A 12393-nucleotide genomic window follows, 5' to 3' on the forward strand; every position below is an offset into this window, starting at 1 on the left:
TGGTGCGGCTGGCAGGAATTGAACCCACGACCCCTTGGTTCGTAGCCAAGTACTCTATCCAGCTGAGCTACAGCCGCGCAGGCAAACATTATAGCGTATTCATTTCGCTTTGAAAAGTTCGATTTTTCAATCGCTTAGCTGATTTTGCAGAATACCGCCCCGCATGACCGACTACCTTTTCACTGCCAAAAAGCTCACGCCTTTTTATCGGTGGACACTTCTGCTTTCGCAGCGGCGCCCAGCGAATCGAGAAGTTGCTGTCTCGAAAGAAGCGGGATTATAGGGACTGCTTTCCAGCCTGTCCAGTGCTATCTGCAGGCGGCGCGCAAGCGTGCGGTGGCGCCGCGCCGCTTGGGGCTACAATACCAGCCAGACAGGGGCGCTTGTGCCTCCCCTAATTCATGACCGCGGGCATTTACATCATGACCCATTTAACTGAGCTTAGCGGCGGCCCGGCGGGGCAAGGGCCCGTGCGGCAGACCCACTGTTGCAGGATTTCCGATGGCCAAGCATGACCGCGAGCAAGACCTGCTTCCCCCATCAGCGCCGCTGAGCCTCTCCGACGAGCGCCTGGCCAACTTGCTGGAAGGCATTACCGACGGCTTCTGCCTGCTCGACCGCGACTGGACCATCCGCTACCTCAATACGCGCGGCGCCGACATGCTGGCGCCGCAGCACGCGCCTGGCGCCAGCCTGGCGGGCAAGAACCTGTGGCAAGCCTGCCCCGACCTGCCGGGCACGGAACTGGAAACGCAGTACCGGCGCGCCATGGCGCAGCAGCACAGCTGCAGTTTCGAACTGCTGTATCCGCCGCTGGGGCGCTGGCTGGAAGTGCGCATCTTCCCGTCCAGCGACGGCTTGAGCACGTATATCCAGGACATCAGCCAGCGCAAGGCGGCCGAGGACAGCCTGCGCCAGAGCGAGGAAGACTTGCGCGCGCTGGCCAATTCCATCCCGCAACTGGCCTGGATCGCCAGCTTCGACGGCACCATTGCGTGGTACAACCAGCGCTGGCACGACTACACGGGCACCAGCGCCGAGCAGATGGCGGGCGACGGCTGGAGCATCGCCTACGACGCGCAGCATTTGCCTTCCATGCTGCAAGCCTGGAAGGCCGCCTTGCGCGATGGCAGGCCCTTCGAAATGGAATTTCCCATCCGTGGCGCCGACGGCCAGTACCGCTGGTTCCTGACGCGCGCCAATCCCGTGCGCGACCGGGGCGGCCAGCTGCTGCGCTGGTTTGGCACGAGCACCGATGTCGACCAGGTCAAGCGGGCGCAGGAAGCCTTGCGCGACGAGACGCGCGTGCTCGAGTTGCTCAACAATACGGGCGCGGCCCTGGCCGGCACCCTCGACTTGCCGGCCCTGCTGCAGGAAACCGTCGACGCGGCCACGCGCATCAGCGGCGCGCGCTTCGGCGCCTTGTATTACGACGATGCGGGCGATGTCCACGACGATCCCGACGCCCTGCCCGCGGCGCGCGCCGTCAACAACGTCAGCCTGCGCCAGGCCGACGCCATTGCCACGGAACTGCGCCAGGGAGCGGCCATGCGCCAGAACGACTTGCTGGCCGCACCCGACGCCAGCGACGGTGGCGCGCCGCCCCTGCGCAGCTGCCTGAGCCTGCCCGTCAGTTCGCGCTCGGGCCTGCTGCTGGGGCGCTTGCTGCTGGGCCATCCGCAGGCGGGCATGTTCAGCGCGCGCAGCGAACGCATCGTCTCGGCCATCGCGGCCCAGGCCGCCGTCGCGCTCGACAATACGCGCCTGTACGCGGCCGCCACGCGCGCCGCCGAAGAGCGCAAGGTGCTGCTCGACAGCGAACGCGAGGCGCGCGCCGAGGCCGAGCGCACGAACCAGCTGAAAGACGATTTTCTCGCCACCCTGTCGCACGAACTGCGCACGCCGCTGTCGGCCATCCTCGGCTGGGCCCAGGTGCTGCGGCGCGGCACGCGCGACCAGGCCGACCTGCACCGCGGCCTGCAAAGCATCGAACGCAATGCGCGCGCGCAGGCGCAACTGATCGAAGACTTGCTCGACATGAGCCGCATCACCTCCGGCAAGGTGCTGCTGGACCTGCAAACCATCGTGCCCGCCAGCATCATCGCCTCGGCCATCGAAACCCTGCGCCCGGCGGCCGACGCCAAGCACATCGCCATTCACAGCAGCATCGCCAGCGATGCGGGCAGGATCACGGGCGACCCCAGCCGTATCCAGCAAGTGATCTGGAACCTGCTGTCGAATGCCTTGAAATTCACGCCGCAAGGGGGACGGGTCGAGATCGGCGCGCGCCGCGAAGCTACCCGCCTGGCCATCACGGTGAGCGACAACGGCGTCGGCATCAAGAAGGATTTCCTGCCGCACGTGTTCGACCGCTTCCGCCAGGCCGACGCCTCCACCACGCGCCGGCATGGCGGCCTGGGCCTGGGGCTGGCCATCGTCAAGCACCTGGTGGAGCAGCATGGCGGCACGGTCGCGGTCAGCAGCGCCGGCGACATGCAGGGCGCCAGCTTTACCGTGCGCCTGCCCCTGGGGACGCGGGCCGCGCCGGCGCGCCTGGAGGCCGGCGCCCCGTCCGCCAGCCATGACTTGCGCGGCGTCACGGTGCTGCTGGTCGATGACGAAGCCGATGCGCGCGAACTGACGGCGCGCATCCTGCGCGACAGCCACGCCGAAGTGCATGACGCCGGCAGCGTGGCGCAAGCGCTGCAACTGCTGGACCAGGTGCGCCCGCACGTGCTGGTCAGCGACATCGGCATGCCCGACGCCGACGGTTTCGACTTGCTGGCGCACATCCGCGCGCACGCTTCCCCCGACGCGGCCCGCCTGCCGGCGCTGGCCCTGACGGCGTTCGCGCAACCGCAGGACCGCCAGCGGGCGCTGGCCAGCGGCTTCCAGGCCTGGGTCTCGAAACCGCTCGACCCGGCCGAACTGCTGGCGGCCGTGGCGCAACTGGCCGCGCCGCGCGCGAGCGCCCTGCCCCCTGAACAGGACGACACAACACCGCCCTAAAAAGATGATGCAAAGAAATACATAGTGCAATACAAAATGACTATTTTCATGGGTTAGCCTTCCTACTTTCAGACGCGGCACTGTCCTACAAGCAACTAAGCCGAAGTTTGCTACACTGAAATGCAGAAGCACACCTGCACGGCAGGCTGGAGACGGCGGCCCTGGCCGGCGAGAACGTGAAAAGCGAGCTCAAGCGCTGTTGTGCGCCCTATCTTGTTGCAAGGCGCTACTATCTTTCCCACCGCCGTCAGCCCAGCATCTGCGGTGGAAGCCAGCGTTGCATAGACCGTATAACCGAGACCTTACATGCCCAGCCAAGATGAGATTTTGAAAGCCAAAATTTTGGTCGTCGACGATTCACCCGACAATGTTGACCTGATGCTGGAAATCCTGCGCGATGCCGGCTACACCAATGTCACGGCCACCATGCGTCCGGCCCAGGTCTGCCCCCTGCACCGGGAGCATTGCTACGACCTGATCTTGCTGGATCTGCAGATGCCGGAACTGAATGGTTTCCAGGTCATGAAAGGCTTGAAGGAAATCGAGCATGGCGGCTACCTGCCCGTGCTGGCCTTGACGGCGCAACCGAGTTTCAAGATCGCCGCCCTGGAAGCCGGGGCGCGCGACTTCATCAGCAAGCCCTTCGACCTGATGGAAGTGCACAAGCGCATCCACAACATGCTGGAAGTGCGCCTGCTGTACAAGGAACTGGCGCAATACAGCAAGCAGCAGCAGGAACTGGCGCTGCACGATCCGCTGACGGGCTTGCCGAACCGGCGCCTGCTGGAAGACCGCATCGAGCATACCCTGCAGCAATCGGCCCGCAGCCGCGGCAAGTCCGCCATCCTGTACCTGGACCTGGATGGCTTCAAGGCCATCAACGACAGTTACGGCCACGGCTATGGCGATGAAATCCTGAAAATGGTGGCGGCCCGCCTGGTGGGCGCCTCGCGCAAGGAAGACACGGTGGCGCGCATCGGCGGCGACGAATTCGTCATCGTGCTGGGCAACCTGGCCGGCAAGGGCGATGCGCGCGAACCGGCCGCCAAGCTGATCGAAGTCATTTCCGAGCCGTATTTCATCAACGACCTGACCCTGCGCCTGTCGACCAGCATCGGCATCGCCATCTACCCGGACGACGCCAGCACCGTCGAATCGCTGCTGGGCGCGGCCGACACGGCCCTGTACGAAGCCAAGCGCGCCGGCAAGAACCGCTTTTGCTGCACGCCCCACGAGGTGATCGCCGCGCAGGTGAACATGCAGAAAAGCAGCATCCCCTCGATCGCCTGAGCCTACTTTCCGCGCGGCACGTAAAAAACCCGGCAAGCCACGTTGATGGCTTGCCGGTTTTTTCATGGCCAGGATGCTTTATTTCTTGCCAGCCGTCACTTTATGCTGGCCCGCGTGCTGGTGGTCCGTTTGCGCATCGACGGTTTCCGGCGGCACTTCGATGCGCGTGATGCCGGCATCGACGGAGATCGGGTCGCTGGCGGGGAAGGTCATTTCCACGGCGTCGTCCAGCAACTCTTCCTTGGCCCGCTCTTCGCCGCTCATGCCCTCTTCATCGGCCAGGATGGCCAGCGCGCTGGCCCACTTGACGAAATTGAGGTTGGACAATTCGCGTACGGTGGTCACGCCAAACGCTTGCTGCAAGGCCTTGGCATCCTTCGCGCTGACGCCGCGCAAGGCGCTGATGGGGGCGTTGACGATGTCGCGGAAGCTTTTGTCGAGGTATTCCTTGTCGACGATGGTTTCGATATTCATGGCATGTCCTTTCGTTTCGGTAATCGGGCCTGTGCTGCGCCCTGCGCCGCGGGGCGGCTATGCTGCATGGAGAAAATGCACACCCTCACTATGGCAGCGTGCAGCGCCCCGGTATGTGCGCAGCCGTACGCAACGGCGGGAACGATGCCCCTTGGCACCAAGAATAATATTGCCTATGATATAAAAGTGATGTGAGGAGATTAAAATTGCCGAAAAGACAGAAATTTTCCATCCATGCGCCCCGCGATGAAATCCTCATGTATGATCCACAACTTGAATTTGGTCCACCTTTCACCATTCACGGGGCGCTATGTCCGCACAAACAGATCCGAACAAGGAAGCGGCCCAGGCCGATGCGGAACGCGCCGCCGATCTCAGCGAGTTGCTGGGTCACGTCAACACCAGCTGGGACAATGAACGGCGCGCCCTGTCGCGCCAGCTGCACGACAGCCTCGGCTCGTCGCTGACGGCGCTGACCATGCACCTGTCGCTGCTGACGCAAAAAATGCCGCAGGAAGCGGCCTTGCTCGACCGCGCCGCGACCATGAAGCAATTGCTGCTGAACGTGATCGAGACCAACCGGCAAATGCAGATGAAGCTGTGGAACGACAAGCTGGAGTTTCTCGGTGTCAATGTGGCGCTGGGCGAGCTGGCCGCGCAATTTGCGGAACAGCACAAGATCACCGTGCGCTGCAGCCTGCCCGAAGATGAGTTGATTTGCCCGCGCAACGTGGGCGTGGCCCTGCTGCGCACCCTGGAAGAGGCGCTCGGCAACATCGCCGCGCACGCCCATGCCACGCAGGTGGACATCATCATCGACGACAATGACGAGGCGCTGATGATGACCGTCAAGGATAACGGCAGCGGCTTGCCGGCCAGCGGCACCGTCGAAATGAGCAAGCACGGCCTGCGCTCCGTACGCGAGCGCGTGCATTACCTCGGTGGCAGCCTGAGCCTGGCGAGCAATCCCCAGGGCGGCACGGCCCTGACCGCCGTCTTGCCGCGCATTAGCCCGAAAGAATAATCCTTGCCAGGCCGCATCGGGCCGGAACACCGCCGGGCGCCCTGATCCGCTGAACGACACAACGACAGGAGACCGCATGCAACGACTGATCCCCACCGTGCTGGCAGCGCTGCTGGCCATGGGCGCCGCCCAGGCCGCCGACAAGACCGTGCCGCCGCCGGAAACCGTGGACAAGCTGGCATGGCTGGCCGGCTGCTGGAACGTCGACGGCGCCGAGCCCGGCTCTGGAGAACAATGGAGCACGGCCGCCGGCGGCACCATCCTCGGCACCAGCCGCACCGTCAAGGGCGGCAAGACGACGGCCTTTGAATTCGTGCAGATCCGCCTCACCGACCCGGGCCAGCTGGCCTACATCGTGCAGCCGTCGGGCCAGCCGCCCGTGATCTTCAACCTGCTGCGCCAGGACAAGCCGAATGAATTCATCTTCGCCAACCTCGACAATGACTTCCCAAGCCGCATCGTCTACCGCCAGGACAGCGAGCGCATCTTGCACGCCAGCATCACCGGCACCTTGAAGGGCAAGCTCACCACCATCGCCTTCCCCATGACGCGGGGCCGCTGCGACGCGGTGCCCGTTACGCGCAGCAAATAAAAAGGGGCCTTGCGGCCCCTTTTTGCTCTGACATCAGCCAAGTTAATGCAACTTGACCTGCGGCGTGCTGCGCTTGATCAGGAAACGGCCCATGGCCATGACGGCCGTGCGCACGCTGCCCAGTACGGCGTTGTGGTGCATCAGGTGCAGGCTGACATACATCATGCGCGCGATAAAGCCTTCCACGAACCAGCTCAGGCCCTTCAGGGAACCCATCAGGGTGCCCACCGAGGTGGTGCGGCCAAACGAGACGAGCGAACCGTAATCGAGGTATTCGTACGGCTTGGTTTGCGGCGGCTTGCCCTTCGCCTGCAGCAGGAACGTTTTCAGCAGGTAATCGGCTTGCTGGTGGGCCGCCTGGGCGCGCGGCGGCACCAGCTTGCCGTCGGGCCCCATGCAGGCGGCGCAGTCGCCCAGCGCGAAGATATTCGCATGGCCCTGCACGTTGAGCATGCCCGTCACTTCCAGCTGGCCGGCGCGGTTGGTCGGCAAGCCCAGGGTAGCCAGGAATTCCGGCGCGCGGATGCCGGCGGCCCACACGCAGATGTCGGCCGCATAGCTGGTGCCGCTGGCCACCGTCACCTTGTCGGGGTCGATGGACGTCACGCGCGTATCGGTCACCACGGTGATGCCGTGCTGGTGCAGCAGTTTCGAGGCGGCGATGGAGACGCGCTCGGGCAGCGGCGCCAGGATGCGCGGCGCCCCTTCCAGCAGGGTGATGCGCACATCCTTGATGGCGTTGAGATTCTGAAAGCCATAGGCGGCATACACGCCGCTCGCTTCGCGCAATTCGGCCGCCAGTTCCACGCCTGTGGCGCCGCCGCCGATGATGACGATGTCGACACCGGGATGGCCCGCGTCGCCCTGGCGCTGCTCGGCCATGGCCAGCAGCTTCAACAGGGTCAGACGGAAACGTTCCGCGTCTTCCGTGGCGTTCAGGGAAATCGTGTTTTCCTTGGCGCCGGGCACGCCGAAGTAATTCGAGGTGCTGCCCACGGCCAGCACCAGCTGGTCGTAGCTGACCTGGCGCTGCGGCAAGAGCTGTTCATCCTTGTCGGTGGCGATGGCGCCCACCGTCAGGCTGTTCGAAGCGGCATCGAGCGCGGTCAGGGGGCCATAGACATAGGTAAAACCATTGTCATGCGCCAGCATCTGGTACGACAGGCCCTCCTGGTGAATATCCAGGGTGCCGGCCGCCACTTCATGCAGCGACGGCTTCCAGATATGGTACAGGCGGCTATCGACCAGGGTCACCTGGCCGGGGCCGAGCTTGCGGCTGAGTTTGCAGGCCAGCTCCAGGCCGCCTGCACCTCCTCCTACGATTACGATTTTACTGTGCAAAAATCCTCCTGCGTGTTAATCCCTGTGCCCGTTACCGTTACCACGGCCGTTGCCATTGCCGTTGCCATTGCCGTTGCCATGGCCTTTGCCCGGCTTGTTGTCATGCTTGTCATAGTGCTTGTCATGCTTGTCGTCATGACGGCCGCGGTCGCCGTAATCAGGACGGCCATGATCGCCATGTTGCTGGCGGTAACGGGGCACATACTGGTTGTTATACCAACTATCTTGGACGAAATATACCTCTTGGTTACAGGCATTATACTTGCGGCAGTGCTTGGACCAGTTTTTCGCATGACCGGGCGGCACGCGCAAATAGATGGGACGGGCCGAATAGTATTGCGGGCGCTGCACGATGACGGGCTGGGCATAGATCAATTGCGGCGCGGGATAGTCGCCTATGTCGAGGCGTCCGTAAAAGCCCGGCTGGCCGACGGTGACGGAGACGCCGACCTGGGCGACGGCGGCGGTAGCTGCCGACAGCAGGACGGCGGCGAGAATGAGGGTTTTCATGAGGACACTCCTTTTATCAGTTATGTCCCAATTGTAGACCTTGTGCGACCAACTGTTTGTTCGCAAGGACACATAAGGTACGCCGTGGCAAACTCACCACAGCTTGCCCAAAGGCACGACCAAGCCGCTGAACAGCGACCAGTCCGGCGACGCCGCCGTCAAGCCGCGCGCCATGCCGAAATCGATGGCCAGCCGTGGCGTGGGACTGTAGGTGGCGGCCAGCAACAATTGCGCCGTGGCCGTTGCCCCGCGCAGGCGCGTGCCAGACACTTCCGCCGTGGCGCCCCAGCGCTCGCTGACGGGCGTGGAAAAGGAGGCCGCCCAGCCCGTTTGCACGCTGCCCGTGCCAGGGCCGGATGCGCCCAGGCGCGTGGCGTTCAGATTGGCGTCCACGTGCACGGCGCCCAGGTCGCGGCTAAGAATGCCGTTCAGTGAGAGATCGCTCTTGCCGCTGCCGATGCTGTCCTTGGCCGTGGGCAACTTCCAGCCCAGTTCCAGGCCCAGCGCCGTGGCGCCATCGAGCAAAAAGGCGCGCTTGAGCACCACCGTGGTGTCGCCCACGCCAGTGTCGCGCCGGCCCGTGCCGTCGCGCGCGCGCACGAAGCCCTCGCCTTCGAGCAACACGCCCCATGCGGGCGTGAACGCCAGCTTGAAGGTGTACGGCAGGCTGGCGCGGCGCGTGTCGTCCGTTTTCGACAGCAGGCCGCCCGCCTCGAATTCCAGCTGGCCCGGCACGGGCAGCTGGGCGGGACTGGCGACGGAAGGCCGGTAAGGCAGGACGGGATCGCCCTGCTGCGCCTGCGCCACAGGCGCCAGGGACAGCAGAGATAAGCAAAGCAAGCGGGGAGACGGCATGAAAGACCCGGAAGTGGCAAACGCGCAATAGCGACAGCCTACCACCGCCGCGCCGATTGCGCCCGAGCCAGCCGCTGTCAGGCCAGGCGCCGCACGTCCTGCCGGGCGGGCGGCACTGGCCGGCGCAGCGGCGTGACGTTGCTCGATGCCGGCACGGCGATGCGTTCGGCCTGGGCATGCAGGCGGAATACGCCCACGAGTTCCGTCAGGGTCTGCGCCTGGTCTTGCAGCGATTCGGCGGCCGCCGCCGCCTCTTCCACCAGGGCCGCATTCTGCTGCGTCACCTGGTCCATTTGCAGCACGGCCTGGTTGACTTGCTCGATGCCGGCGCTTTGCTCCGCGCTGGCGGCCGTGATTTCCTGCATGATGTCGGCCACCTGGCGCACGCTGGCGACCACTTCATCCATCGTCCTGCCCGCGTCATGCACGAGTTTGGAGCCGATTTCGACCTGTTCGACGGAGTCGCCGATCAGGGTCTTGATTTCCTTGGCGGCACTGGCCGAACGCTGAGCCAGGCTGCGCACTTCGGATGCCACGACGGCAAATCCCCGCCCTTCCTCGCCCGCCCGGGCCGCTTCCACGGCCGCGTTCAAGGCCAGGATATTCGTCTGGAAGGCGATGCCGTCGATGACGCTGATGATGTCGACGATCTTGCGCGACGACGCGTTGATCGATTCCATGGTCTGCACCACCTGCCCCACGACGGCGCCGCCCTTGCCGGCCACATCGGACGCGGCGCCGGCCAGCGCATTGGCCTGGCGCGCGTTGTCCGCGTTCTGCCGCACGGCCGACGTCAGCTGTTCCATCGAGGACGCCGTTTCTTCCAGCGAACTGGCCTGCTCTTCCGTGCGCGACGACAGGTCGAGGTTGCCCTGGGCGATTTCGCTGGAGGCCGTATTGATGGTGTCCGTGCCCGAGCGCACCTGACTGACGATGCCCACCAGCTTGTCGCGCATGGCTTTCATGGCGAACAGCAGGCTGGTGCTGTCATGGCTGGCCGTGCGGATATCGATGGTGAGGTCGCCCTCGGCGATGGCGCCGGCGATCCTGACGGCGTACGCCGGCTCGCCGCCGAGCTGCCGCGTCAGTCCGCGCGTGATCAGCGCCCCCAGCGCCAGGCCGGCCGCCATGCTGCCCAGCACCAGCGCGATCATGAAGCTGCGGCTGGCCTGGTACACGCCCGATGCCTGCTCGGAAGCCGCCTTGGCGCGCTCTTCCTTCTGCAGCGAAAGTTTATCCAGCATACCGTCGAGTTCATCGGCATGCAGGCGCGTCTTGTTGAGCAGTTCGACCAGTTGCGCGCTGCGCTGGGCCAGCGGCTCGGCCGCCGCCAGGGCCAGCGCCTGCTGCATGGTGGCAATGTACTCGGCTTCGACAGCGGCGAAGCGGGCAAACAGTTCCTTGGCGGCCGGCGTGACGAACAGCGGCTGGGCCTTGGCCAGGTAGCTTTTATTTAACTCGAGGAATTTGGCGATGTCGGCCTGGCGCGTGGCGCGCTCTTCGGCGGTGCTGGCCAGCAAGAAGTTACTGCGCGCGCGGCCCACCTTGATCAGGGCGATGTTGGCTTCCTTGATGTACGACAGCCCCAGCAGTTCATGGTTGTACATCTGCCCCGCCATGGTATCGATCTTGCCCATGTTGAAGATGCCGATGCCGGCCACGATGGCCCCCATCAGCGCAACGCAAAAAAAAGCCGCCAGCAAGCGCGTTCCCACCCTCATCCGGTTCAACATGATTTCCCCCATAGACTGGCCGACACTCGATGCAACTGGAGCGTACCGACTTGAATATAAAGAAAAATCGCTGAAAAAAATCCTCGGATTGTCACTAAACAACAATTCCTTGATTTATAGCAACATGCAAGACGGCTTGCCATGCTAGGCAAGCCGCCGGGTCTATCCGCGCCTGCCGGGCATCAATGCCCGCCGTGCGCCGCTGGCTTGCGCACCGTCATCTCCACGCCGCCCTTGGCCGGCGGCTTGCCCGCGCCCTGGCCGCGCACGGGTTCCGGCAAGGCGCCCGTCCACTCGTACGCCACGCTGCCGGCCGGGTGCTTGTACCAGCCCGGGTCGCGGTAATCGCCGGGTTTCTGGTCCTTGCGCACCTTCACCGTGGTAAACATGCCACCCATGCCGATGGCGCCGAAGGGGCCGTCGCCGGCCATCATGGGCAAGGTATTGTCAGGAATCGGCATCTGCATCTCGCCCATGTCGGCCATGCCACGCTCGCCCATCACCATGTAGCCGGGCACGAGCTGGTTGACCTTCGCCGCCACGCCCTGGTGGTCGACGCCGATCATGGTGGGCACGTCATGCCCCATGGCATTCATCGTGTGGTGCGACTTGTGGCAGTGGAAAGCCCAGTCGCCCAGGTCCGTGGCCGTGAATTCCACGGCGCGCATCTGGCCCACGGCGATATCGGTCGTCACTTCGGGCCAGCGCGATTCGGGGCGTGTCCAGCCGCCATCCGTGCCCGTCACCTCGAATTCATGCCCATGCATGTGGATCGGGTGGTTGGTCATGGTCAGATTGCCCACGCGCACGCGCACCTTGTCGCCCTGACGCACGACCATGGGGTCGATGCCGGGGAAGACGCGGCTGTTGAAGGTGAACAAATTAAAATCCGTCATGGTCATGATCTTCGGCGTGTAGCTGCCGGGATCGATGTCGTAGTTGCTGAGCAAGAAGACGAAATCGCGGTCCACCTTCATGACATTCGGGTCTTTCGGGTGCGTGACCCAGAAACCCATCATGCCCATGGCCATCTGCGTCATTTCGTCCGCATGCGGGTGGTACATAAAGGTGCCGGGCCGCTTGGCGACGAATTCATAGACGAAAGTCTTGCCGGGAGGAATGCCCGGCTGGGTCAGGCCCGTGACGCCATCCATGCCGTTCGGCAAGCGTTGGCCATGCCAGTGCACGCTCGTGTGTTCCGGCAACTTGTTGGTGACAAAGATGCGCACCCGGTCGCCCTCCACCACTTCGATGGTGGGACCGGGCGACTGGCCGTTGTAGCCCCACAGGTTCGCTTGCATGCCGGGCGCCAGTTCGCGCACGACGGGTTCGGCCACCAGGTGGAATTCCTTGACGTTGTTGTTCATGCGCCAGGGCAAGGACCAGCCATTCAGGGTGACGACGGGGTTGTACGGGCGTCCGTTCGGCGGAGGTGGCGGCGCCTTGGTGTCCGCGCCGGCCATGCTGACGGCTTCCGGCAGGGACGCCGCACCCACGCGGCTGACCGCTGCCGCACTCAGGGCGACGGCGCCCGCATTCATGAAAAAGTTTCTACGTGTAATCAT

11 protein-coding genes and 1 tRNA gene are annotated in these 12393 nt (G+C 64.2%); 5 read left to right on the forward strand and 7 right to left on the reverse strand.

What is annotated here, in order from left to right; all coding sequences use genetic code 11:
- Window positions 1-77: transfer RNA gene (locus AC07VH_RS08350), tRNA-Arg, on the reverse strand.
- 424 nt (window positions 78-501) lie between these two features.
- Between AC07VH_RS08350 and AC07VH_RS08355 the strand changes: the two genes are divergently transcribed.
- Both AC07VH_RS08355 and AC07VH_RS08360 read left to right on the forward strand, forming a co-directional pair.
- Complete coding sequence (locus tag AC07VH_RS08355; RefSeq protein WP_494787197.1) at window positions 502-3009, forward strand: hybrid sensor histidine kinase/response regulator; 2508 nt, start codon at window positions 502-504, stop codon at window positions 3007-3009.
- A gap of 306 nt (window positions 3010-3315) precedes the next feature.
- The gene (locus AC07VH_RS08360) at window positions 3316-4299 is read left to right on the forward strand and encodes a GGDEF domain-containing response regulator (protein ID WP_077406388.1); all 984 of its coding nucleotides are present in this window, start codon (window positions 3316-3318) and stop codon (window positions 4297-4299) included.
- A gap of 78 nt (window positions 4300-4377) precedes the next feature.
- Here AC07VH_RS08360 and AC07VH_RS08365 read toward each other — a convergent pair whose 3' ends face one another.
- On the reverse strand, window positions 4378-4773 hold the full coding sequence (locus AC07VH_RS08365; protein WP_489630490.1) for a hypothetical protein: 396 nt from the start codon (window positions 4771-4773) through the stop codon (window positions 4378-4380).
- Window positions 4774-5083: 310 nt separating this feature from the next.
- On the opposite strand from AC07VH_RS08365, the gene AC07VH_RS08370 reads away from it, so the two are divergent.
- Both AC07VH_RS08370 and AC07VH_RS08375 read left to right on the forward strand, forming a co-directional pair.
- Entirely contained in the window at window positions 5084-5797 is a 714-nt protein-coding gene (locus AC07VH_RS08370; protein ID WP_475414029.1) for a sensor histidine kinase, read from the forward strand.
- A gap of 76 nt (window positions 5798-5873) precedes the next feature.
- The gene (locus AC07VH_RS08375) at window positions 5874-6389 is read left to right on the forward strand and encodes a DUF6265 family protein (RefSeq protein WP_494787198.1); all 516 of its coding nucleotides are present in this window, start codon (window positions 5874-5876) and stop codon (window positions 6387-6389) included.
- Between the two features lie 42 nt (window positions 6390-6431).
- On the opposite strand, the gene AC07VH_RS08380 is transcribed toward AC07VH_RS08375, so the two are convergent.
- From AC07VH_RS08380 to AC07VH_RS08395, 4 genes are all read right to left on the reverse strand, one after another.
- Complete coding sequence (locus AC07VH_RS08380; RefSeq protein WP_475414031.1) at window positions 6432-7730, reverse strand: NAD(P)/FAD-dependent oxidoreductase; 1299 nt, start codon at window positions 7728-7730, stop codon at window positions 6432-6434.
- Window positions 7731-7745: 15 nt separating this feature from the next.
- Window positions 7746-8240, reverse strand: a complete 495-nt coding sequence (locus AC07VH_RS08385) for a hypothetical protein (protein ID WP_494787199.1) — start codon at window positions 8238-8240, stop codon at window positions 7746-7748.
- Window positions 8241-8333: 93 nt separating this feature from the next.
- Window positions 8334-9095, reverse strand: a complete 762-nt coding sequence (locus tag AC07VH_RS08390; protein ID WP_494787200.1) for a transporter — start codon at window positions 9093-9095, stop codon at window positions 8334-8336.
- Between the two features lie 77 nt (window positions 9096-9172).
- Entirely contained in the window at window positions 9173-10768 is a 1596-nt protein-coding gene (locus tag AC07VH_RS08395; protein WP_494787201.1) for a methyl-accepting chemotaxis protein, read from the reverse strand.
- On the opposite strand from AC07VH_RS08395, the gene AC07VH_RS08400 reads away from it, so the two are divergent.
- Entirely contained in the window at window positions 10746-10976 is a 231-nt protein-coding gene (locus tag AC07VH_RS08400; protein ID WP_475414035.1) for a hypothetical protein, read from the forward strand. The two genes, AC07VH_RS08395 and AC07VH_RS08400, sit on opposite strands and share 23 nt — an antisense overlap.
- A 34-nt stretch (window positions 10977-11010) precedes the next feature.
- Here the strand turns inward: AC07VH_RS08400 and AC07VH_RS08405 are convergent, their stop codons facing one another.
- Entirely contained in the window at window positions 11011-12393 is a 1383-nt protein-coding gene (locus AC07VH_RS08405) for a multicopper oxidase family protein (protein WP_494787202.1), read from the reverse strand.

Source organism: Janthinobacterium sp. GW821-FHT03C10, assembly GCF_059420865.1.

What these genes read in the sequence shown, in the direction of transcription:
- AC07VH_RS08355 (WP_494787197.1), top strand. Translation starts at nt 502, where the DNA reads ATGGCCAAGCATGACCGCGAGCAAGACCTGCTTCCCCCATCAGCGCCG.
- AC07VH_RS08360 (WP_077406388.1), top strand. Translation starts at nt 3,316, where the DNA reads ATGCCCAGCCAAGATGAGATTTTGAAAGCCAAAATTTTGGTCGTCGAC.
- AC07VH_RS08365 (WP_489630490.1), bottom strand. Translation starts at nt 4,773, where the DNA reads ATGAATATCGAAACCATCGTCGACAAGGAATACCTCGACAAAAGCTTC.
- AC07VH_RS08370 (WP_475414029.1), top strand. Translation starts at nt 5,084, where the DNA reads ATGTCCGCACAAACAGATCCGAACAAGGAAGCGGCCCAGGCCGATGCG.
- AC07VH_RS08375 (WP_494787198.1), top strand. Translation starts at nt 5,874, where the DNA reads ATGCAACGACTGATCCCCACCGTGCTGGCAGCGCTGCTGGCCATGGGC.
- AC07VH_RS08385 (WP_494787199.1), bottom strand. Translation starts at nt 8,240, where the DNA reads ATGAAAACCCTCATTCTCGCCGCCGTCCTGCTGTCGGCAGCTACCGCC.
- AC07VH_RS08390 (WP_494787200.1), bottom strand. Translation starts at nt 9,095, where the DNA reads ATGCCGTCTCCCCGCTTGCTTTGCTTATCTCTGCTGTCCCTGGCGCCT.
- AC07VH_RS08400 (WP_475414035.1), top strand. Translation starts at nt 10,746, where the DNA reads ATGCCGGCCACGATGGCCCCCATCAGCGCAACGCAAAAAAAAGCCGCC.
- AC07VH_RS08395 (WP_494787201.1), bottom strand. Translation starts at nt 10,768, where the DNA reads ATGGGGGCCATCGTGGCCGGCATCGGCATCTTCAACATGGGCAAGATC.
- AC07VH_RS08405 (WP_494787202.1), bottom strand. Translation starts at nt 12,393, where the DNA reads ATGATTACACGTAGAAACTTTTTCATGAATGCGGGCGCCGTCGCCCTG.